General features: G+C 56.7%; 21 protein-coding genes. 10 read left to right on the forward strand and 11 right to left on the reverse strand.

What is annotated here, in order from left to right; translation table 11 throughout:
• Nucleotides 1-175: 175 nt before the first annotated feature.
• Complete coding sequence (gene ychF, locus ACJ8OK_RS21380) at nt 176-1,267, forward strand: redox-regulated ATPase YchF (protein ID WP_004941048.1); 1,092 nt, start codon at nt 176-178, stop codon at nt 1,265-1,267.
• Between the two features lie 131 nt (nt 1,268-1,398).
• Here the strand turns inward: ychF and ACJ8OK_RS21385 are convergent, their stop codons facing one another.
• The gene (locus ACJ8OK_RS21385) at nt 1,399-2,343 is read right to left on the reverse strand and encodes an amidohydrolase family protein (RefSeq protein ID WP_033633305.1); all 945 of its coding nucleotides are present in this window, start codon (nt 2,341-2,343) and stop codon (nt 1,399-1,401) included.
• Between the two features lie 181 nt (nt 2,344-2,524).
• Here ACJ8OK_RS21385 and ACJ8OK_RS21390 point away from each other — a divergent pair, with 181 nt between their 5' ends.
• Nucleotides 2,525-3,406, forward strand: coding sequence for a LysR family transcriptional regulator (locus tag ACJ8OK_RS21390; RefSeq protein ID WP_442530999.1), 882 nt, complete (start codon nt 2,525-2,527; stop codon nt 3,404-3,406).
• A 227-nt stretch (nt 3,407-3,633) separates the two neighbouring features.
• A complete protein-coding gene (locus ACJ8OK_RS21395; protein ID WP_442531001.1) occupies nt 3,634-4,128 on the forward strand; it encodes a winged helix-turn-helix transcriptional regulator in 495 nt (164 codons plus the stop codon).
• 7 nt (nt 4,129-4,135) lie between these two features.
• Here the strand turns inward: ACJ8OK_RS21395 and ACJ8OK_RS21400 are convergent, their stop codons facing one another.
• Nucleotides 4,136-4,714: a helix-turn-helix transcriptional regulator gene (locus ACJ8OK_RS21400; protein WP_442531003.1), complete on the reverse strand. Its 579-nt coding sequence runs from the start codon at nt 4,712-4,714 to the stop codon at nt 4,136-4,138.
• Between the two features lie 480 nt (nt 4,715-5,194).
• Here ACJ8OK_RS21400 and ACJ8OK_RS21405 point away from each other — a divergent pair, with 480 nt between their 5' ends.
• From ACJ8OK_RS21405 to ACJ8OK_RS21430, 6 genes are all read left to right on the forward strand, one after another.
• The gene (locus tag ACJ8OK_RS21405; protein WP_336954885.1) at nt 5,195-5,728 is read left to right on the forward strand and encodes a fimbrial protein; all 534 of its coding nucleotides are present in this window, start codon (nt 5,195-5,197) and stop codon (nt 5,726-5,728) included.
• A gap of 88 nt (nt 5,729-5,816) precedes the next feature.
• Nucleotides 5,817-6,539, forward strand: a complete 723-nt coding sequence (locus tag ACJ8OK_RS21410; RefSeq protein WP_082996831.1) for a fimbrial biogenesis chaperone — start codon at nt 5,817-5,819, stop codon at nt 6,537-6,539.
• Between the two features lie 20 nt (nt 6,540-6,559).
• A complete protein-coding gene (locus ACJ8OK_RS21415) occupies nt 6,560-9,091 on the forward strand; it encodes a fimbria/pilus outer membrane usher protein (RefSeq protein ID WP_082996832.1) in 2,532 nt (843 codons plus the stop codon).
• Between the two features lie 27 nt (nt 9,092-9,118).
• Nucleotides 9,119-10,459, forward strand: a complete 1,341-nt coding sequence (locus ACJ8OK_RS21420; RefSeq protein ID WP_442531005.1) for a fimbrial protein — start codon at nt 9,119-9,121, stop codon at nt 10,457-10,459.
• Nucleotides 10,459-11,208, forward strand: coding sequence for a fimbrial biogenesis chaperone (locus tag ACJ8OK_RS21425; RefSeq protein ID WP_048322974.1), 750 nt, complete (start codon nt 10,459-10,461; stop codon nt 11,206-11,208). Before ACJ8OK_RS21420 ends, ACJ8OK_RS21425 begins: the two co-directional genes overlap by 1 nt.
• A gap of 43 nt (nt 11,209-11,251) precedes the next feature.
• The gene (locus ACJ8OK_RS21430) at nt 11,252-12,124 is read left to right on the forward strand and encodes a hypothetical protein (RefSeq protein WP_033633316.1); all 873 of its coding nucleotides are present in this window, start codon (nt 11,252-11,254) and stop codon (nt 12,122-12,124) included.
• 129 nt (nt 12,125-12,253) lie between these two features.
• Here ACJ8OK_RS21430 and hutU read toward each other — a convergent pair whose 3' ends face one another.
• From hutU to ACJ8OK_RS21450, 4 genes are all read right to left on the reverse strand, one after another.
• Nucleotides 12,254-13,948, reverse strand: coding sequence for a urocanate hydratase (hutU, locus tag ACJ8OK_RS21435; RefSeq protein ID WP_033633317.1), 1,695 nt, complete (start codon nt 13,946-13,948; stop codon nt 12,254-12,256).
• Between the two features lie 79 nt (nt 13,949-14,027).
• Entirely contained in the window at nt 14,028-15,440 is a 1,413-nt protein-coding gene (locus ACJ8OK_RS21440) for a UbiD family decarboxylase domain-containing protein (protein WP_442531008.1), read from the reverse strand.
• Between the two features lie 11 nt (nt 15,441-15,451).
• A complete protein-coding gene (locus tag ACJ8OK_RS21445; RefSeq protein ID WP_085058628.1) occupies nt 15,452-16,684 on the reverse strand; it encodes an MFS transporter in 1,233 nt (410 codons plus the stop codon).
• 16 nt (nt 16,685-16,700) lie between these two features.
• Nucleotides 16,701-17,009, reverse strand: a complete 309-nt coding sequence (locus tag ACJ8OK_RS21450) for a phosphoribosyltransferase family protein (RefSeq protein ID WP_234722519.1) — start codon at nt 17,007-17,009, stop codon at nt 16,701-16,703.
• Between the two features lie 829 nt (nt 17,010-17,838).
• Between ACJ8OK_RS21450 and ACJ8OK_RS21455 the strand changes: the two genes are divergently transcribed.
• On the forward strand, nt 17,839-18,048 hold the full coding sequence (locus ACJ8OK_RS21455; protein WP_235363105.1) for a hypothetical protein: 210 nt from the start codon (nt 17,839-17,841) through the stop codon (nt 18,046-18,048).
• Nucleotides 18,049-18,083: 35 nt separating this feature from the next.
• Here ACJ8OK_RS21455 and ACJ8OK_RS21460 read toward each other — a convergent pair whose 3' ends face one another.
• The 5 genes from ACJ8OK_RS21460 to ACJ8OK_RS21480 form a co-directional block, all read right to left on the reverse strand.
• The gene (locus ACJ8OK_RS21460) at nt 18,084-18,677 is read right to left on the reverse strand and encodes an ATP-dependent Clp protease proteolytic subunit (protein WP_015377556.1); all 594 of its coding nucleotides are present in this window, start codon (nt 18,675-18,677) and stop codon (nt 18,084-18,086) included.
• A 45-nt stretch (nt 18,678-18,722) separates the two neighbouring features.
• Nucleotides 18,723-19,052, reverse strand: coding sequence for an SRPBCC family protein (locus ACJ8OK_RS21465; RefSeq protein ID WP_015377555.1), 330 nt, complete (start codon nt 19,050-19,052; stop codon nt 18,723-18,725).
• On the reverse strand, nt 19,049-19,363 hold the full coding sequence (locus ACJ8OK_RS21470; protein WP_004941008.1) for an ArsR/SmtB family transcription factor: 315 nt from the start codon (nt 19,361-19,363) through the stop codon (nt 19,049-19,051). Before ACJ8OK_RS21470 ends, ACJ8OK_RS21465 begins: the two co-directional genes overlap by 4 nt.
• Nucleotides 19,364-19,483: 120 nt before the next feature.
• Complete coding sequence (locus tag ACJ8OK_RS21475; RefSeq protein ID WP_015377548.1) at nt 19,484-19,909, reverse strand: universal stress protein; 426 nt, start codon at nt 19,907-19,909, stop codon at nt 19,484-19,486.
• Between the two features lie 150 nt (nt 19,910-20,059).
• The gene (locus tag ACJ8OK_RS21480) at nt 20,060-20,578 is read right to left on the reverse strand and encodes a hypothetical protein (protein WP_015377547.1); all 519 of its coding nucleotides are present in this window, start codon (nt 20,576-20,578) and stop codon (nt 20,060-20,062) included.
• Between the last annotated feature and the right edge of the window lie 157 nt (nt 20,579-20,735).

The raw sequence follows: 20,735 nt of genomic DNA on the forward strand, positions 1-20,735 counted from the left end.
AAATGTGATGCAAATCTCAAATAAAAACCGGTCGTCCGCGCTGCGTTCGCCCCGGCCAAGCAAGTCTGATCGAGATAAACGCCCATTACGTGTATAATGGCGGCATTATTTTGCCCTTTATGCAGTCGGTTAAACCTAACCGGCTGATAGTTAAGATATTTAAGGTGATTACAACATGGGATTCAAATGCGGTATCGTCGGCCTGCCTAACGTAGGCAAATCCACCCTGTTCAACGCGTTGACCAAAGCGGGCATTGAAGCAGCCAACTTCCCGTTCTGCACCATTGAACCGAACACCGGTGTGGTGCCGATGCCCGATCCGCGTCTGGATAAGCTGGCCGAGATCGTCAAACCGCAGCGCATTCTGCCAACCACCATGGAATTCGTCGACATCGCCGGCCTGGTGAAAGGCGCGTCCAAGGGTGAAGGCCTGGGCAACCAGTTCCTGACCAACATCCGCGAAACCGAAGCCATCGGCCACGTGGTGCGCTGCTTCGAGAACGACAACATCATCCACGTCAACAACAAGGTCGATCCGGCCGAAGATATCGACGTGATCAACACCGAGCTGGCGCTGTCTGACCTGGACACCTGCGAGCGCGCCATCCACCGCGTGCAGAAAAAAGCCAAAGGCGGCGACAAAGACGCCAAGGCCGAGCTGGCGGCGCTGGAGAAATGCCTGCCGCACCTGGAAAACGCCGGCATGCTGCGCGCGCTGGATCTGACCGCGGAAGACAAGGCGGCGATCAAATACCTGAGCTTCCTGACGCTGAAGCCGACCATGTACATCGCCAACGTCAACGAAGACGGCTTCGAGAACAACCCGTACCTGGACACCGTGCGTAAAATCGCCGACGCCGAAGGTTCCGTGGTGGTCGCCGTGTGCGCCGCCGTGGAATCCGACATCGCCGAGCTGGAAGACGAAGAACGCGACGAGTTCATGGCCGAGCTGGGCCTGGAAGAGCCGGGCCTGAACCGCGTGATCCGCGCCGGTTACGAGCTGCTGAACCTGCAAACCTACTTCACCGCCGGCGTGAAAGAAGTGCGCGCCTGGACCATCCCGGTCGGCGCCACCGCTCCGCAGGCGGCCGGCAAGATCCACACCGACTTCGAGAAAGGCTTTATCCGCGCGCAAACCATCGCCTTTGACGACTTCATCACCTACAAGGGTGAGCAAGGCGCCAAAGAAGCCGGCAAAATGCGTTCCGAAGGTAAAGACTACATCGTCAAAGACGGCGACGTGATGAACTTCCTGTTCAACGTCTAACTCCTTCCCCGCAGCGTTTCTCTCCGCTGCCGGAAACGGAAAAATCCACGCTTCGGCGTGGATTTTTTGTTTTCGAAAGGGGATGCGTCGGCGCTAAAAGCAATGCGGCATCTCCCTCCCCAGCAGAACCTTTATTTATTTAACCGAGGGAAAAGCGCCAGAGCGTTATTCCGGTTGAAGCGTACTTTCTGCGCATCCGTCAGATTTGTCTCAGCATCGAGAATATGATTAAACTTAACGGCAACGGACTCCGGCGCATAAGGATAATCGCTACCGAACAGAATATTATTATGATTCGCAAACGTCAGCAAGCTGGAAAATGCATTAGGGCCGGAAGACAATGCGGTATCAAAATAAAAACGCTTAAATTTATCGTTCAACTCCTGAACTGACGGCCCATTTGGATTAAGCGATTCCGCCAACAATGTAAAGCGCAGAATGGCATAAGGCAGGAATCCGCCGGCATGCGAAAGAATAATTCTCACGTTAGGATAATTGTCCATAACGCCATTCAATACCATATGGACGGCATTGCGCGCCGTATCAAACGGGTAATCAACCAAGGGACCCGGAACGCCATCCAGCAAATCCATGATGGGATGACCAGGGTGAATGAAAACAACGGCAGAGCGTTGATTTAGCGCGGCCCAAAGCGGAGCCCACTTTTTATCCCCTAAATAAACCCCTTCATAGTTGGTCAATAATACGACACCATCGGCTTTCAGCACATCTAATGCATACTCCACTTCCAGCACCGCCCCCTCAACGTCCGGCAACGGCACGGTCGCGAAGTTACCAAACCGCGTAGGGTATTTCGCCACCAGATCCGCCGTATACTCATTGACTTTTCTGGCCATATCGCGGCGCGCCTGGCCTTCCCAGCCAACCACGCTCGGCGCGGTTAACGACAGGACGCTGGTCGCTATTTGCTGTTTGTCCATATAGCGAAGATGGTCGTCCGCCGTCCATTTGGGCAGAGACCAGCCCGACGGATCGCCGCCGTGGCTGGGCAGCGCGCTGCCCCAAAAAGGCGGGACCAGGTGAGTATGAACATCGATTCTGGCTAATGAATTCATTTAACGCCTCCACTATACATATATTCGGTTTTTGAAACAGATAGCAACACGCTGAGTGTTGTTGACTAGCCCGCACTCCAGAAATAATCTACACTTTAACGCGAGTTCTATTAGAGGGTATTTTCATGATCGCTATATATCCAATTCATTTTTTTGAACGACTGACACAGGAATCTAATCCATGAATTTTCGCCATATCCAGGCATTCCTGGCTCTCGTTGAAGAAAAACATTTCGGCAAGGCGGCTAAGCGAATTCATGTTACACAGTCGGCTTTCAGCATGCAGATAAAAGCGCTGGAAGAAGAAATTGGCGCACCACTTTTTATTCGCAACAACCGCAATGTCGAACTAACCGAAGTAGGAGCGATATTTTTAAAAAATGCACCGGATATTTATGAAAAAATAAAAAGCACGCTTGACGAAACCAAAGCAGCAGCGAAAGGTGAGAATGGCAATGTGCGAATCGGATTTGTCGGCAATGCCGTCGCGGCGGGATTAGTCACTGCCGATATTCATCGATTTAAAGCAGAGCATCCCGGCGTTAATTTCCTCGCCAAAGAGATGTCTTATTGGAAACAAACCGATGAGATCGTCAACGGAAATATCGACGTCAGCTATTGCCCCAATCTGGATCTCAAAATCCCACCGGGGCTCGGCCTTATACCCATTAAAAAGTTTGACTGGGTCGTCGTGATTCAGGAAGACTCCGATCTGGCTAAAAAAGAGACCTTGAAAAAAGAAGACCTCTCGGGACGAGACTTTATCATCTACTCGGAAAACAGCGGAGACGATGGTCAGCTTCGTATCCTGAAAGCCATTCTTGAAGAAGACGTCCAGGTTTCCTATCGGCTGGACAGTACACTAAGCGTGCTCGCCATGGTGGCTTCTGGCCTGGGCATCGCTATCGTTCCTTCTACACTATCCTCAATCAAGCTGCCTAACATTACCTACAGAGCGATCCTCGGTGTCGATAACGTGACTGAGTTTTTTTTCATCTATCGTGAGAATGAAAAATCCGCCATCGTTAATGCCTTCATATCAGATGTAAAAAGTAATCTATGACTTTCGTCGATTTCTCCTCTCCCCACGCTTAATCTCGCCCCCTCTTTGAACGCGAAGATAAAAGCCGACACTCACGGTGAAAGCGTGGCTTTCCGGCCGGCGTTCAGGCCATCAGCCGCTGTTAATCATAAACTCCAATAATAAGAGTAATAACTCCAATTATTGAAGTTATCAAGCCGAGGCGATAAAATTCTCGGCAATCAGGCGGCAAGCGGAGGTAAGGCAACGTGAAAGCAAAAGGGTTTGAAGGCATGACGTGCTCGGTGGCGCACGTGCTGTCAGCACTGGGCGATCGCTGGGGCGCGATTCTCATGCGCGATCTATTGCTGGGGCTCTCGCGCTATGACGATTTGCGCCAATCGACCGGCATCACCAACAATACGCTGGCCGACCGGCTCAAGGCCCTGGAAAGCCACGGCCTTATCGAAAAGCGGCAATACCAAACGCGCCCCGCTCGCTACGAGTATCTGCCGACGGAGAAGGGAAAAGATCTCGGGCTGCTGGTGATGGCGATGATTCAGATTGGCGACAAATGGAATCTGTCCGAGCTGGCCGGGCCGCCGCTGCGCGTGGTTGACCGCGCGACCGGCCACCCCGCTACCCTGCGCGTGGTAGATGCCGTGACCGGCGAATCTCTGCCGCCGCAAAGCCTGGCGCTGGCGGCCGGGCCGGGCGCCGACGAAATGACGCAATGGCGACTGGCCGTCGGCCAGGCCCGTTAACGGCGCGCTACAGCAGCGCAATCATCTTCAGCAATTCCACCCGATTGCGGATGCCGAACTTCTTGCCGGCATTGTTGAGGTGCGAATAAACGGTTTTCGGGTGCAAATTCAGCCGCCGCGCGGTCAGGCGGATATCTTCCGTACGGGCCGTTTCACACAGCACCGCCGCCTCGCCGGGCGTGATCGCCGCCGCCCGATGCCGCCTCACCACGCGCCGTTCGCCCGCCTCTTCACGGCGGACTAGCGCCGCGCAGGTTTCCCACACCACTCGCAGCGCTTCCCGTTTGTGCAAAATCGCATCCGGCTGCGCCGCCGCGATAAATGCCATGATCAGCGGCGAAGTCTTATCGACGAAGAACAGTATCCGGACGCCTTCATATTCAGCACGTGAGGCGTGAATAAATCGCAAATACGCTTCGAACCGATAAATTTCATGGGGAAAATCCATGATAATTAAATCAGGCGCAGGGCTTATATTTTTAATAATATTAATATTGGGCGAGGATAAGGTTATCACTCCTTCTCCCAATAATGTTTTCATCCCCAAACAGCACAGCGGCGAACCGTCGATATAAATCACTTTCACTTTAATTCTCCTTATCAGCGTGAAAGTATGCTTCCACACCTCAGGCGGCTTGTCGCTGCTCTTTTTTGGGGTAATTCGCCTGCAAAGCACACCGATATAAAACATCTTGATAACATGTTTTTCAAATAATCACGCAACAGCCAGCACTTTGATTAATACGCAAAAAAGGCATGAATGTTTCAAATTATTTCATAAACAAAAACCGACGATCCAATAAAAACGCAACGCAATGATATAGATCTATTTTCCATTTTGTATGATATAAGCAAAAATGAAAATAAATGTAACAACCCGCATCGCAAACTTATTACCATGCGGAAAACACCTATAGGGAAAATTCTTAGTTTGTTAGGATGAAAATCCATGTTTGCCGACGCGTTTAAAAAACAATTGCGCAACATGATTAATCAACAAACGCACGTCAGTAATTTATTACTGTCAGGAAAGCTTTTCTCTAAAGTTAATTAAAGGGTATTTCACATGAATGTTAAATTAGTCGCATTATCCATGCTGGCTCTCTCCGGCGCCTGTGCGGCCGCCTCGTCCAATACCGTGCAATTCAAAGGCGAAGTCAGCACGCAAACCTGTTCGGTGAATATTAACGGCAACCAATCCAACCCGGTCGTATTACTGCCGACCGTCGCCGCCAGCCAGCTCGCCACCAAAGGCGCCACCGCCGGCGACACCACCTTTACCGTTAACGTCACGGGCTGTGCGGCGGCGACCAACGATACGGCGATCAAAACCGTGTTGGCGGGCAACAACCCGACCACCAACGGCAATCTGGGCAACGCGGGCGATGCGGCCAAGGTGTCCATTCAACTGCTGGACAGCGACGCCACCACGCCGCTGTCGTTCGCCAGCGGTTCGACCGTCACCACGTCGGCGATGACGCTGGCGAAAGACGCCACCTCCACCTCGCAGAACCTGGTGGCCCGCTACTACGCGGAAGACACCGGCGTGGCGGCCGGTTCGGTGATCGCCACCGCCCAGTTCGCCATTAGCTACAAATAAGCCGGCGTCAGGCGCCATACCTGTTGATGCCAGCGCCGTTCCTTAGCGGACGGCGCTGAATGACTCGCTTCTTTATCGGTTCACGTTTATGCCGCAGATATCCCGTTCCGCCCGCCGATGGGCCGCCCTGTCGCTTTGCCTGATGAGTTTTGCCGCCACCCACGCCTTGGCCAGCGTAACGCTGCTCGGCAACCGCGTGATCTACCCCGCCGAGGCGCGGGAGAAAACGCTGCAGTTCACCAACGATGACGGCGCCCCGGCGCTGATGCAGATCTGGCTCGACATCAACAACCCGCAGTCCACGCCGGAAAACGCCGATGCGCCCTTTGTCGCCTCGCCGCAAATCTTCCGCATGGATCCGCACAGCGGGCAAATGGTGCGGCTGTCGTTCGTCGGCCAGCCGCTGGCGCGCGATCGCGAATCGCTGTTCTACCTCAACTTCCTGCAGGTCCCCGCCGTGCGTCAGACGGACAGCGACAAGAACAAACTGCTGCTGGTGGTCACCAACCGGCTGAAGGTGTTCTATCGCCCGGCCGGGCTGGCCGGCGACGCCAACCACGTCATCGATAAGCTCAACCTGCGCCAGGTCGGCAACGCGCTGCGCGTCGATAACCCGACCGGCTACTACGCCAACGTCAGCCAGGCCGCGATCCTGAGCGGCGCAAAACGCACCGTGATCCCGCAGGCGGACCTGATCCCGCCGTTTTCGCAGGCCAGCTGGCCGGTGAACGGTGAGGTGCGGCAGATCGCGCTGCGCGTCATCAATGACTATGGGGTGGAAATCACACGCACCCTGAACGTCGCGCGCTGAAACCAGACAGGGAGGTTTTCATGTTCGATGCTCGCAAGGCGACGCCGCTTCCCGCACGCTGGTGTTGCGCGCTGCTGGCGCTGCCGCTGGGCTGCGCCGCCGCCGATGGCTACACCTTCGATCCCGCGCTGCTGCGCGGCAGCGTGCTGAGCAACAGCGCCCTGAGCCAGTTCAACCAGCAGGACGCCGTCGCCCCCGGCAGCTATCAGATCGATCTGTACCTCAACGGCCAGTTTCTCGAGCGCGATCAAATTCGCTTCATGCGCGCAGGCAAACAGGTGCTGCCCTGTTTCGATCGACCGCAGCTGACGCGCTTCGGGCTGAAAAATCCGCCGGCGGCCGAAACGGCATGCCTGCTGCCCGGCCGGGATCTGAAGGACATCATGGTGAACGCCGATATCTCGCGGCTGCGGCTGGATCTCAGCATTCCGCAGGCGCTGTTGAACGGCCGGCCGCGCGGCAGCGTCAATCCCGCCAGCCTGGACAGCGGCGAATCAATGGCCTTCGTCAATTACAACCTCAACCAGTACCACGTCAGCTACCGGCAGGGGCAAACCCGCGATCTCGATTCGACCTACGCCAACCTGAACGGCGGGTTCAACCTCGGGCTCTGGCGCTACCGCCAGCAGTCCAGCTACCGCTACGATCGGGAGTTCGGCGGTCACCTGGACACCAGCCGCCGCTACGTGCAGCGCGCAATCCTGCCCTGGCGCAGCGAAATGCTGTTGGGCGAAGGCTTTACCGACGGGCACTTCTTCTCCGGCCTGGGCTTTCGCGGCATTCAGCTCAGCTCGGACGATCGCATGCTGCCGGATTCACAGCGCGGCTATGCGCCGGTGGTGCGCGGCGTGGCGAAAAGCAACGCGCGCGTGACGGTGCTGCAGGGTAAAAGCACGCTGTACGAAACTACCGTGGCGCCGGGGCCGTTCGCCATCAACGATCTGTACGCCACCAACTACGCCGGCGATCTGACCGTGGTGGTGACCGAAGCCGACGGCAGCGTCAGCACCTTCACCGTGCCGTTCGCCGCGGTGCCGGAATCCATTCGCCCCGGCCAGTCGCGCTACTCCGCCATCGTCGGCCGTTCCCGCTACGTCGGCGACAACGATCTGTTCAGCGAAGTGACCTGGCAGCACGGCCTGACCAACGCCCTGACCTTCAACCTCGGCAATCAGCTGGCGGACGGCTATCAGGCGATGATGCTGGGCGGCGTGTACAGCAGCTGGCTGGGCGCCTTCGGCATGGATACCACCTATTCCCACGCCAGCCTGCCGGACGGCGGCGCCTCCGGCTGGATGCTGCACCTCTCTTACAGCCGAACCTTCAGCCCGACGGACACCACGCTATCCATCGCCGGCTACCGCTACTCTACCGAAGGCTTTCGCGATCTCAGCGACGTGCTCGGCGTGCGGCGCGCCGCCGTTACCGGCCAAAACTGGCAGTCCGACTCCTACCGCCAGCGTTCGCGTTTCGAGGTGGCCGTCAATCAGGGCATGGGCGCGTTCGGCAGCCTGACGATGTCCGGCTCGACTCAGGACTACCGCGATCAGCGCGGCCGCGACAATCAGCTCCAACTGGGCTGGGGGAAAACCTTCGGCAACGGCGTGGCGCTTAACCTCTCCGTCACCCGCACCCGCAGCCTGGGCTACAGCAACGGCGACTACCGCGGCTACGGGCCGCTGGATAACGTCTACAGCGCGCCGCTGGCGCAGAACGCGCAGACCGTCACCGCCCTGTCGCTGAGCTTCCCGCTCGGGCGCTCATCATCCGCCCCCAGCGTCTCGCTGCTGGCCAACCACAGCCAGGGTCAGGGCGGCAACTATCAGGCTGCGCTGTCGGGCAGCGTCGGCGACGAACAGCCGGTCAGTTACGGCCTGAACTTCACCACCGACGACGATCGCCAACAAAGCGTCTGGGGCGGCAACCTGCAAACCCGCCTGCCTTACGCCAACGTCACCGGCTCGTTCTCCACCGCGCGCCAGTACCGACAAGGCTCCCTGTCGCTGCAGGGCGCGGTGGTAGCGCACCGCGGCGGCGTGACATTAGGGCCGTATGTCGGCGACACCTTCGCCCTGATCGAAGCGCCCGGCGCCAGCGGCGCACGGGTGATGGACGGCCAGGGCGCGCGCGTCGATCGCTTCGGCTACGCCCTGGCGCCGTCGCTGGTGCCCTATCACTACAACACCGTCGCGCTGAACCCCGAGGGCATGAACGACAAAGCGGAACTGGAAGACGGCCAGCGGCGCGTGGCTCCTTATGCCGGTGCCACGGTGCGCCTGCGCTTCAACACCGTGCGCGGCCAGGCGCTGCTGATCACCGCACAGCGGCCCGATAACGCACCGATCCCGATGGGCGCCAACGTCCTTGACGCGGCAGGCAACAGCGTGGGCATGGTTGGCCAGGCCAATCAGGTATATCTGCGCAGCGACCGGAATGCCGGCACGCTGACGCTGAACTGGGGCGACGCGCCCGGCCAGCAGTGCACGCTGCATTATCGCCTGCCCGCCGCGGAAGACAACCCGATTCAGCGGCTCAGCGCCCCGTGCCGTTAGCCCGTTTAACTTATCTCAGGAGAGACGATGAAACGCATTTCTTATCTGGTCGCCGCCCCGGCGCTGTTCGCCCTGTCGCTGTTCGGCGCCCCCGCGGCGCTGGCGCAATGCACGCGGGTCGCCCCCTGGATCGACTCCGGCTGCGATCCTTGCGGGGTGGGCACGGCGCTGGGCCGGGTCAACCTGACCAGCACTTACCTGCAGCCCGTCGGCACGCCGCTCGGCACCAGCGTGTTCGATCTGACCTCCGGCACCCGTTATCCCGATCCCAACAAGGTGCTGTATGAATGCGATGCCGGCGATGTTGGGCAAATTTATGAAGTCTTCGCCACCAACGGCGACGACCGCGTCGGCGGCTATTACGATCTGGGCGCCCAGGACGGCAACCCCAACTATTACGCCACCTACTTCCCTTACGTCGGCATCCGTTTGACCCACCTGGATTCCGGCAAGGTTTTTACCCGTTACTGGCAGTCGGCGCCGATTACCCGCTACGCCACCGTCGGCAACAAAATCCAGATCCGGGTGAAAGACTTCAGCGCCATCCGCGCCGATCTGATCCGCATCAGCTCGCTGCCGGGCGCGGGCGCCAGCAACTACTGCGGCTACAGCGCCGGCAACCCGCTGGTGGGCATGGCGTCGACCACCGGCAATTCGAACTATACCTGCACGCAGCCGAACGGCTATGTCACCTTTCAGGGGCCCGGCATCGCTTCGGATCCTATCGGCAGCGATTCCGCCACCAACTACGCCACCTGGGGCACCGGGCGCTGGAACGCGATGGGCATGGGCACCGCACCGATCTCCTCATTGACCTATACCGCCACCTGCGTGGCGCGCAACGTCACGCCGCTGGTGATCCTGCCGACCATTTCCGTCAGCCAGTTGACCGCCGGGCAAACCTCACAGGCGCAGTTCACCCTCAATATCGAATGTGACAACGCCGCCGTGTCCGGCGTCAGCAGCAACAATACCGCCCTCGGCCTGCAGGTGCCGTATGAAAGCTATGTCGCGGCGCAGCGGCTCGGGTTGGTCAGCGCCAACGGCGGCGTGAGTTACCTGCTCTCCAGCGGCTACGGCACCGACAGCAGCGTCGCTACCGGCGTGGGTATCGCGCTCGCCAACGCCGGCAACGGCGCGCCGATGAATTTCGTCGGCTGGGCGCGCTGCAGCGCCGGGCAATGCCCGCAGGGCAACGACGCCGGCTGGTACCCGGTGCTCAACGGCGCCAGCGGCGGCGGCAGCACCTCGGCGGGGTTTACCCACTACACCACCCAGCTCACCGCCACGCTCGCCCGGCTGCCCGGGCAAACCGTCACCGCCGGCAAGGTGGACGCCAGGGCCTACGTTTGGGTTAAGGTTCAATGATGAGAAAGAAATATCTGACGATGGGATGCGCCCTGCTGCTGGCGCTGGCTTCCATCGGCGCGCAGGCGGGCATCATCGCCTCCGCCACGCGGGTGATTTTCCGCGAAGGCGAGACGGAAAAAACCCTGATGCTGCTCAACACCAACGGCTATCCGATCGTGGCGCAAACCTGGGTCGATAACGGCGACGTCAACGCCGCCCCCGAACTGTCCCGCGCGCCGTTTGTCACCCTGCCCAGCGTGTTCGCCCTGCCGCCTTCGGCGCTGAAGGGGCTTAGGATCCTGTTTGCCGGCGCGAACCTGCCCGCCGACCGGGAGTCGGTGTTCTGGCTTAACCTGTATGAGATCCCGCCCAGCCGGCCGGCCACGCCGCCGCTGGCGTCGCGCGTGACGCTGGCGATGAACACCCAGATGAAAATCTTCTACCGGCCCAGAGCGCTGCAGGGGAAAGCCGAAAACGCGGCCGGGGCCGTCTCATTCACGCTGCAAAAATCGCCGGACGGTTATCTGCTGCGCTGTCAAAACCGATCGGCGTTTTATCTCTCGTTCGCGCACATCGCCGTGCACACCAACAGGCGCGATTACCCGGTGCGACAAGAAAGCGACATGATGACCGCGCCATTCAGCTCGCGGGATTATCACCTCGACGGCGTTTCGGCATCCGGGCTCCCCTCTCGGGCCACCGTTCAGACCACCCTCATCAACGACCAGGGCCAGCAGATCGTCAAGTCATACACAGCAAACCCATAACGATAAAAAGCAGCACATTTTTTAAGTACAGGAAATAGGGAAAATGAGTCTAAGCAGATTCCAGCTACAGTTTCACCTGGAGAAACAGGCCAACATCATCAGGCAGTCACCGGCGTTCCACGCCGCCATCGTCAAACACGGGGAATTATTGAGGGAGACCTACAAGAAGCATCCGCTGTTTTACAAAATCATTTTCAGGAACAGCCGGTTCATCATCTGCTCCACCATCCTGTCCATTTATTACCACCAGCCCGCCGCCGCGCTGAAAGACATCAAGGCCTTTTTCAAAGGGAAGAATATGATCAGCGAGAATTCCCTGGATTCCTTTCTGTTCTTTTTACGGGTCGGGCGCCGGCTGGAGGTCAAACCCTGCGAGCATGACAAACGCCAGTTACGCTATAAGCCTACGCCGCACGCGCTGGCGGAAACCCAGGCGCTGATCGCCTCAATGGCGCGCCCTTACCAGGCGCTGGCGCCACAGATGCCCATCGCGGCGCTGCTGGCGGCGCCCGACTTTCTGTCCACCTTTTTCGCCGCCTACGGGCAACTGATGCTCAAGGAGGTCTACCTGATCGACCTGGTGCCGCAATCCGCGCTGTTCATCAGCAAAGATGCCGGCCACATGGTGCTGTTGATGTTGTTTATCGAAAGCATCCGACAGGACTCCCCCTTTCTGCTGCTCTCCTCGGCGAAAATCGCCAAGTCCTGCTCCGTCTCACGCGCGCACGTGAACCGCATTCTGCAGGCGGCGGAAAAATCCGGCCTGCTGACCACCACCAATAATGTGGTGATCGAACTCAACAGTTCGTTCTTCATCATGGCGGAGCGCTATTTTAGTCTCTATTTCGCGATGGTCGAATTCGGACTTGAACGGGTTTGGCAAAACAGGCAAGAAGGCCAGACAGCAAAATCGTAAGTTGACGCCGAGACTAAATCGTCACATGCCCAGAGGTGAAATACTCACAATGGTGTGAAAATCGGCCTATAGAAAAATAGCGGTTCCACCCTATAAGAACCGCTATAAAGTCCCAATAAGCTCTGATTCTCAAAGCATCGGCAGTTTCAATCCAAACCTTTTCGCGGCGGCAACGGCTTGCTCATAGCCGGCATCGGCATGGCGCATCACGCCGGAACCGCAATCGTTGACCAACACCCGAGCAAGCCGCCGGTCAGCCTCCTCACTGCCATCGCACACGATCACCATTCCCGAGTGCTGTGAATATCCCATACCCACACCGCCACCATGATGCAAACTCACCCAGGTAGCGCCGCCCGCAGTATTGAGCAATGCATTCAGCAACGGCCAATCGGAAACGGCATCGGTTCCATCCTTCATGCTTTCGGTTTCACGATTGGGGCTGGCGACTGAACCCGTGTCCAGATGATCTCGGCCGATAACAACCGGTGCACTAAGCTCCCCTCTGCGCACCATCTCGTTGAAAGCCAGGCCTGCCAGATGGCGTTCGCCCAACCCCAACCAACAGATGCGCGCCGGCAACCCCTGGAAAGCAATGCGCTCACGCGCCATGTCCAGCCAACGATGGATATGCTGGTTTTCAGGAAACAGCGCTTTAACCTTGGCGTCCGTTTTGTAGATATCTTCCGGATCGCCAGATAACGCTACCCAACGAAACGGTCCTTTGCCTTCGCAAAACAGCGGGCGAATATAAGCCGGTACGAAGCCAGGAAAATCGAAAGCATTTTCCACGCCCATGTCGCGTGCGACCTGGCGAATGTTGTTACCGTAATCAACGGCCGGCACCCCCATGTCAACGAAATCAAGCATAGCCTGCACATGAATGGCGCAGCTACCGGCTGCAGCGTCAGACAATCGGGCATGTTGCGCCGGATCGCGTTGCGCTGCTTTCCACTGCGCCACGCTCCATCCAACCGGCAAATAACCGTGGATCAAGTCGTGCGCAGAGGTCTGATCGGTAACCAGATCGGGCCGGATACCGCCTGCACGCGCGCGTTTGACCAGCTCAGGCAACACCTCTGCGGCATTGCCTAGCAGCCCTATAGAAATCGCCTGTCCGGCCGCCGTGTATTCCTTAACCAAAGCGATAGCTTCATCCAGGTCTTTTGCCTGCTTATCGAGATAGCGCGTGCGCAAACGAAAATCCAGGCTACTCTGCTGGCACTCTATATTCAAAGAAACCGCGCCGGCCAATGTCGCCGCTAACGGCTGCGCCCCGCCCATGCCCCCCAGCCCGGCGGTAAGGATCCAGCGTCCTGTCAGATCCCCGCCATAGTGCTGGCGGCCCGCTTCAGCAAACGTTTCAAACGTACCCTGCACAATGCCCTGACTACCTATGTAGATCCAACTACCGGCCGTCATCTGCCCGTACATGAACAATCCCTTGCGATCAAGCTCGCTGAAGTGTTCCCAATTGGCCCACTGTGGAACCAAATTAGAATTGGCGATTAACACTCGGGGAGCATCGGTATGGGTGCGGAATACACCAACCGGCTTTCCGGATTGAACCAACAGAGTTTCGTCTTCATTGAGCGCTTTAAGTGAGGCTAAAATCTGATCGTAACATTGCCAATTGCGAGCAGCGCGACCGATACCGCCATACACGACCAACCCTTGCGGGTTTTCGGCGACGTCGGGATCCAAATTATTTTGAATCATGCGATAGGCCGCCTCAGTCAGCCAATTTTTGCAGGTCAATTGATTGCCCCTGGGAGCACAAATATTCCGGGTGGAATCGAAACGAGGATCGAGAGTATTCGTCATGGCTTGTCTCCTTCAACATGACAGACATCATGGTTCGCCAGCCTAGTCAGGCAGGCTACAGAAAGGCGTACCGCTCACATTAAAACGCCCGTTGAAAACGCCGCCGAGAGCTAAAAGGAACCGTACAATCAACGACGCATTTATTGACGAACCCATTCGCATCACTCCCGCCATAAAGCGGCAATTGCGAGGGATCAAGGGAAGTGCCGGGCAGCAAAGCGCTAACGTGAATGTCGCGTTCAAGTCGGGCGCGCGTACTCATAGCCCAGAGGACATCACGCTCCGAATAAGGGTCAACATCCTCATCCACCAGTAACACATTTTTGAGTGACGGCACTTCGCCGAGCAATCTCTTGGCTGCGTCGATAACGCACAGATCGTCACCGCAAGCGCGTTTAGCGACTTGCAATACGGTAAGCAAGTGACCGTCGCCGGAAGGCAGAGCCGCGACTCGACAAAACAACCTCTCAAGCCCTTCTGTTTTTAGTCGGGCGAGCAGCGAACACTCTTGGCCTAAACCAAGCAGAATGGATTGCTCCACTCCAGGACCCGACAGCGTCTGATATATCGCCCCGGCGCGGTAGCTTACCGCCTGAACCTGCAGTGTTGTGGCCATACCGCATGGCGAGCGATAACCGAGATATTCAGGTAAGGAAAAACCGGCCACCTCTGCTGCCTCCGGCTCTTTTTCCGCACTCAACATCCCTTCTATAACGATCTCGGCATGGGCGATATATCGCCCCGTATTGGCGCGACATGGCGCAACCTCGACCGCATTGCTGCGCAGGGCCCCCGCAACGCCTAACTCGTCGCTACCGTAAGAAAGACAAGGCCGAGTCAATGTCGAAGCCAGATAAATGGCCGGATCAAGCCCAATATTGACGGAAATCGGCAGTCGCTCTCCGCGCGCCAGATGTGTCGAAAGCATGTGTTGCAAGTGACCACGAGAGTCAATCGACACCACTGCGGAATCCTCTTTGAAGGTAATTCGGTGGTAAGAACAATTCGCGGCTCCGGTTCGATTATCGTGCGCATAGATCAACCCCAACGTCACCGTCGGCCCAGGATCATCTTGCAGATAACGTAGGATCGGCAGCAAATCCAGGATTTCAGCAGGCTTACGCACGTTGCGAAAGTTGCGTTTATCCCCGCCCAGTAATCTGGGTGCTATCGGACTACTCGCCGCCTGCAGCAGCAACTGAGCATTTGATATTTCTGAGGAATAACGTCCGTAGGGATCCAAAAACAACCTACAACGGCGACGATTGCCAAACATCCCCATCAAAACGGGAAACTCGCCCCGTGTTGGTCGTCGATAAAGCCGTAACGGTTGCTCATCGGCAAACCAGGAACCGCCAGGCTGGCGATAGGCATCGAGAAAATCTTCAATCATCTCCACCTCGGGAGAAATCGATCTCTTCACCAGGGTGATTTCATCCCCTGTTTGCCGCAACAGCGCCAAGGTAGAGCGCAAGTCATTAGGCAATAGCATTTGACTCCCCCTCATCCCATCCGGGAAGTACAGCGAGAAGCCAAGACGATCCCCAACGCAGACAACAGCGCCGCCATGCCGGCCAACGCAATGGACAACGTGTAACTCTGATACAGATCATACAGCCAACCGGCGGCGCTGCCCCCGCCAACGGCGGCGATCCCCACCGCGATATACAACGCCCCCAGAATGGCGCCCAGATTGGCGGTGCCGAACCATGTACTGGCCACCGCCGGATACAGCGCAATACAGCCGCCGTTGGCCGCGCCGAATAACAACGCGAAAATCGCAAGCGCGGTAAAGCTGTGCGCCACACTCCAAAAGCCGCACAACACGGCCAAACTCAACGTAACAATGACCAAAAAACGTCGCGCGCCCATGCGATCGCCTATCCGCCCCAAAACCAGACGGCCGCCGATATTGCCCACGCCGATCAAGCCGATGAGCAGATTGGCCTGCGTTGAATTTAGCCCCTGTTGCAGCGCATAAGGATTGATATGAACCAATGCCAGAAACAGCCCGATCGAACCGAAAAATATCGCGATAAAAAACCACCAAAACTGAGCCTGTCTCGCCGCTTCTCGCAACGTAACGCTACCGTTAAACGCGGAACCCGGTATTGATGTCACCTCAACGGGACGAAGCCCATCGGGATATTCGCCCACGTCCTCTGGCCGGCCTCGTAAAATGAAGGCGGCAGCCAACCCCAATACGGCGATAGCGACGGCATAAATTTGCAGAGTGCTTTGCCAGGACAAATGTTGCATCAGCCCACCGGCCACCATCGGCCCCACCAGCGTTCCCAAGCCGGTGCCGGCCAGCGCCAGGCCGGAAGCCGAGCTGCGATGAACGACGAACCAACGTTGGATGGTTGAAACAGCCGGCACGTAAACCAATCCGACGCCAACCCCTACCAACAGGCAAAACGTGAGCAAAAATGCCGTCAGTGACGATGCCAGCAGGCTACTGCCGAAGAATCCCAGCGAAAGCAGTAAAATACCGATGCCGGTTACCGTCCTCACCGAAGTACGATCGCTCCAGGCACCGGAAAATACCCCAACGGCATAGTAAATTAACGCCGTCAGCGAGAAGATTGAGGCGGTAGAAAAACGCCCAGCGTCAAAGTTCGTCTGTAATGCAGTAAAAAATGCTCCGAATGAATAGGCCGCACCAAAAATAACCGCCAGCAAAAGATGAACGGCGCCGACCATGTACCAACCGCGAAACTGCCCTTCCTTGATCATCACAGCCTCCTTTTATTTAATAATTGACGCCCACAACGACCGAATGCTCGCCGCTCACATCCACTTCAATAAGCGATTGCACCGAGATCCCCGTCGCCTCGAACACACGCCTGGCTCCACCATAGTTGCGTTTTTCCACCACGCATAAGATGCCTGACACTTCGGCTCCGGCTTTACGCACTGCGGAGATTAATCCCACCAATGTTCCACCGGTGCTGATGAGATCGTCCACGATGTAAACGTTGTCTCCTGGCTCTACACCGTTCAAAAAGAGACACGAGCGATAACGCGGATGTGCCGGCATTAAAAATGCGCCAAGTTTCATGTTCGACTATCTCCTTGAAGCGTAAAATCCCGATTAGCACGTGATATACGGTAAATTGACATTCAATCCATCAATTTCATTCAAAATAAAAATGAATTAATACTTAGACATTATTAAATCGTAAAATTAAACACCAAAAAAAATTAACCACGTAAAGTCCAGCTGGTTATTGGTCATTCGTTTTGTCTCAAGTATATAGTTGTATAGACAAGATCATGGCAATATAAAATTGCTCAATTTGTGATCAGAAACAAATTCATAACAATTACCCCTGAAGAGAAAAAGGTATTACTGGTTCAAAAAAAGAGGCAAAATGAAGTGTGCAAAAGCGAGATACAGAATGGCTAACCACACTGTTAAATAAGGGGAAAAATAAAGGCCACTGCATTAATAACTGCGAGGAAGATGAAGTATGCGCTCCAATTTGGTTTTATTGCTGAAGGAAACAACCAAATACAATAATTAGAATGTTCCCATTTATAATCATAGATTTGTTGAATAATTAAGCAAAAATGCATTTTAAAACTCAATTAATTATATTTTCAGTTACACTTTACCCATTTAGTAGAGAAAGGTATATTTACCAAGCATCAATATAACAAATACCCATAGAGAAATATCCTGCACAATAAAATCCCCATCCTCGCGGGTATAGCCACAATTATCGATACCCTCTTCGCTGGTTATTCTGCCTTTTCATCTTCAATGGAAACACGCAGTCAGTTCGTTAATGGCAGTGCGAATACGACGATTGGAAATAATTGCGAAAATATCACCATCACCAACACACCCGGTTAAAAGGCGCCTCAGCTAGTGCTGAAGCGGCCCGATGCCATTAATTACTCAACCCAATATGGATAACTTGTTGGAGCCCACCAAACATATTTGCCAGCTCATCGCCGGCACACAGGTCACATTGACGGGTAAAAGCGCTGCAATGAACATCGGCAATGCAGAAAGGAAAGAGATCGCCATCATTATCGGCGAATGTGCCGGTCAGCGAGGCTGGACCACCTCAACGGCGCTCACCTACCAATGATATTGCCCCCTTCATTCAGCTATCGGGGCCGACACTCACCGCGCCCGCAGCACCCGATCGATCAGCCCCCAGGCCGCCGCTTCGTCGGCGGTCATAAAGCGATCGCGATCCAACACCCGCTCCACCTCTTCATAGCTTAGGCCGCAATGTTGGGCATACAACCGAATCACCGTGTCTTTGGTGCGCTTCATCTCTTCGGCGTGGATCAAGATGTCGGAGGCCTGCCCCTGAAAGCCGCCCAGCGGCTGGTGCACGTGCAGGCTGGCATTAGGCAGCGCCATGCGGTGCCCCGATTCGCCGGCCATCAGCAGGAACGAGCCCATCGAGCGCGCGGTGCCCATGCACAGCGTATGCACCGGGGCGCGGATATACTGCATGGTGTCGTAAATCGCCAGCCCGCTGGTGATCACCCCGCCCGGCGAGTTGATATAAAGATGGATGGGTTTTTCCGGGTTTTCCGCCTCCAGAAACAGCAGTTGGGCACACAGCATTTCGGCCACGTCGTCGTTGACTTCGCCGTTAAGGAACACTATCCGATCGCGCAGCAGGCGCGAATAAATATCAAAGGAACGTTCTCCCCGGCTGGTCTGTTCCACCACCATCGGGACGAGCATCATCTTCTCACGCATCGGTGAACTCCTGGGTTGGCAACAAAGAGAAATGTGTTTAACGCGTCAGGCGGCGCGCATCACCGTCGGCGGGCCATCGTTGGCGGCATCGAGCTGGTGGATAATCCGCAGCAGGCTGCCGCCGCCGGCGTCCGGCACGATCTGCAGGGTGACGACGCTTTCGAGAAACGGCGGTTGGTCATCGCGCAGGCGATAGCTCACCGCCTCACCCGGCGTGGCGGCCAGCGGCTCGGCCTGCGCCAGATCCCCCGTCGGCAGCCACTGCTCGCGCAATTCGGGAACGCTGAGCGCCCGCCACACTTTTTCCGGCGGCGCCTCGAGCGAATATTCCAACACCAGCCGGTCGCGCGGCGGCCGCTCAGCCTGTTTGTTCATTGATCCATGTCCTTCAGCAAAGTTTGCAGCGCGTCGATGCGCGCCGGCCAGTAGGCGCGGTACTTCGCCAGCCACTGGGCGATCTGCGCCAGCCCTTCCGGGTCGACCTGGTAATTGACGCAGCGCCCCTGCCTCGTCTCGCGTACCAGTCCGGCGTTGCGCAGCACCGCCAGGTGTTGCGACATCGCCGACTGGCTGATAGGCAGCCCTTCGCGCAACGCACTGGCGTTCATGCTAGCGACAGCGAGTTTGTCGAAGATGCTGCGGCGGGTCGGATCGGCCAACGCCTTGAAGATGTCATTTTCGTTCATACAAACACATTAGTATTCACTTATGTATTATGCAAGCAAACAAGGCAAATTTTTGCCTCGAGAAAACTCCGCGCCGCGGCGCGGAGTGAATGATGAAGAATGATCGCCGGCAAATCGCGCTTACGAACGGATCGGGATCACCAGCACGTCGATATTCAGCTGGTTGATGGCGTTGCGGGTAGAAGAAAACAGGTTGCTCCACAGATCGTGGTGATGGCCGAACACCAGAAGATCGATGTTCTTGTCCACGACCGCCGTGCGCAGTTCGTCAACGAAGCCGCCGCGCCCGATAATCACTTCCGCGATCGGATAATTGACGTTTTGCGTGGTGGGTTCCAGCTCTTTGCGGATCTTCTCTTCGAACGGCACGCCGTCATAACTGCGCTCCGAAAAGCCGATCGCCGCGTGGTAGGTGTCGTAGTGGACGTCCACATAGATCAGCGAGAGTTTGGCCTGCAGCGCCTCCGCCAGCAACGCCCCCTTTTCGACCAGCCGTTTGCCGTCATCGCTCAGATCGGTGGCGATGACAATATGGTGGTAACACATAGCGCCTCCTGTCATGGACTCGGTTGAGCCGAGGCTCCGATATCACGCCGGGGTCATATCGTTATGATTAATTTTAGTTCAGAAATGGCGCTCGTGGCGGGAGGTGATGCAGTGGGAAAGAGCCCCGTCGCCGGGGCTGAAGGCAAAAAATTATTTCTCGCGCTGCGCCTCAAACCAGACGTTGCACAACGACAGGATCAGCGTGTTGGCATCTTTCACCAGCACGTTATCGCCGGGCACCCCATCGGTGCCCTGATCGGTGATGCCTTTGATGGCGGTATCCGCGTGCTGAATGGCCACGCGCTCGACCGACGGCGTGCTGATGCCCAGCATCGGGAAATCGATGTAGGAGCTGCTGCCGGCATTGTCCTCGACAAACTCCTGCGCTTCTACGGTGCTGACGGTGGCCCCTTCGCTTTTCAGCGCCGTGCCGTTCCAGCTGAACGCATCCGCTTTGTAGCTGATTTTACCGCCGATCAGGCTCTGCGCCTGCTGTTGATCCCAGCAGCCGGTGGTCTGGGTCGGCACGATCTTGCTGACGCGCCAGTTGCCCAGCAGCTGTTTGGGGATCGGCCCGGTATCGCTTTCCGCCGCCCGAACCTGAGTCGCCGAGACGCAGGCCAACACCACCAGCGGCAGCAGCGCCTTGCTCCAAGTGTTCAATCGCATTGTCTTTTCCTTCGTTTCAGTACCCAGTCTGCCCTCGCGGGCCAACGGCTATCATAATAAGCCCGCCGATTCGCCGTCAAAACAATCCGCTCCGCACCAGGCCGCGGCCGCTCATAGCTAATCGCTATGAGTCATAGTGAATCAGTATTTTGTTTTA

Origin of the sequence: Serratia sp. CY71090, from assembly GCF_052166845.1 — a bacterium.
GTDB lineage: Bacteria > Pseudomonadota > Gammaproteobacteria > Enterobacterales > Enterobacteriaceae > Serratia > Serratia nematodiphila.

Bases quoted from the DNA above. Each gene is read 5' to 3' on its own strand.
- ACJ8OK_RS21410 (WP_082996831.1), top strand. From the start codon at position 5,817: ATGCCGCAGATATCCCGTTCCGCCCGCCGATGGGCCGCCCTGTCGCTT.
- ACJ8OK_RS21465 (WP_015377555.1), bottom strand. From the start codon at position 19,052: ATGAACAAACAGGCTGAGCGGCCGCCGCGCGACCGGCTGGTGTTGGAA.
- ACJ8OK_RS21420 (WP_442531005.1), top strand. From the start codon at position 9,119: ATGAAACGCATTTCTTATCTGGTCGCCGCCCCGGCGCTGTTCGCCCTG.
- ACJ8OK_RS21480 (WP_015377547.1), bottom strand. From the start codon at position 20,578: ATGCGATTGAACACTTGGAGCAAGGCGCTGCTGCCGCTGGTGGTGTTG.
- ACJ8OK_RS21475 (WP_015377548.1), bottom strand. From the start codon at position 19,909: ATGTGTTACCACCATATTGTCATCGCCACCGATCTGAGCGATGACGGC.
- ACJ8OK_RS21455 (WP_235363105.1), top strand. From the start codon at position 17,839: ATGCCATTAATTACTCAACCCAATATGGATAACTTGTTGGAGCCCACC.
- hutU (WP_033633317.1), bottom strand. From the start codon at position 13,948: ATGACGAATACTCTCGATCCTCGTTTCGATTCCACCCGGAATATTTGT.
- ACJ8OK_RS21425 (WP_048322974.1), top strand. From the start codon at position 10,459: ATGAGAAAGAAATATCTGACGATGGGATGCGCCCTGCTGCTGGCGCTG.
- ACJ8OK_RS21405 (WP_336954885.1), top strand. From the start codon at position 5,195: ATGAATGTTAAATTAGTCGCATTATCCATGCTGGCTCTCTCCGGCGCC.
- ACJ8OK_RS21440 (WP_442531008.1), bottom strand. From the start codon at position 15,440: ATGCTATTGCCTAATGACTTGCGCTCTACCTTGGCGCTGTTGCGGCAA.
- ACJ8OK_RS21430 (WP_033633316.1), top strand. From the start codon at position 11,252: ATGAGTCTAAGCAGATTCCAGCTACAGTTTCACCTGGAGAAACAGGCC.
- ACJ8OK_RS21450 (WP_234722519.1), bottom strand. From the start codon at position 17,009: ATGAAACTTGGCGCATTTTTAATGCCGGCACATCCGCGTTATCGCTCG.
- ACJ8OK_RS21445 (WP_085058628.1), bottom strand. From the start codon at position 16,684: ATGATCAAGGAAGGGCAGTTTCGCGGTTGGTACATGGTCGGCGCCGTT.
- ACJ8OK_RS21415 (WP_082996832.1), top strand. From the start codon at position 6,560: ATGTTCGATGCTCGCAAGGCGACGCCGCTTCCCGCACGCTGGTGTTGC.
- ACJ8OK_RS21390 (WP_442530999.1), top strand. From the start codon at position 2,525: ATGAATTTTCGCCATATCCAGGCATTCCTGGCTCTCGTTGAAGAAAAA.
- ACJ8OK_RS21470 (WP_004941008.1), bottom strand. From the start codon at position 19,363: ATGAACGAAAATGACATCTTCAAGGCGTTGGCCGATCCGACCCGCCGC.
- ACJ8OK_RS21460 (WP_015377556.1), bottom strand. From the start codon at position 18,677: ATGCGTGAGAAGATGATGCTCGTCCCGATGGTGGTGGAACAGACCAGC.
- ACJ8OK_RS21385 (WP_033633305.1), bottom strand. From the start codon at position 2,343: ATGAATTCATTAGCCAGAATCGATGTTCATACTCACCTGGTCCCGCCT.
- ychF (WP_004941048.1), top strand. From the start codon at position 176: ATGGGATTCAAATGCGGTATCGTCGGCCTGCCTAACGTAGGCAAATCC.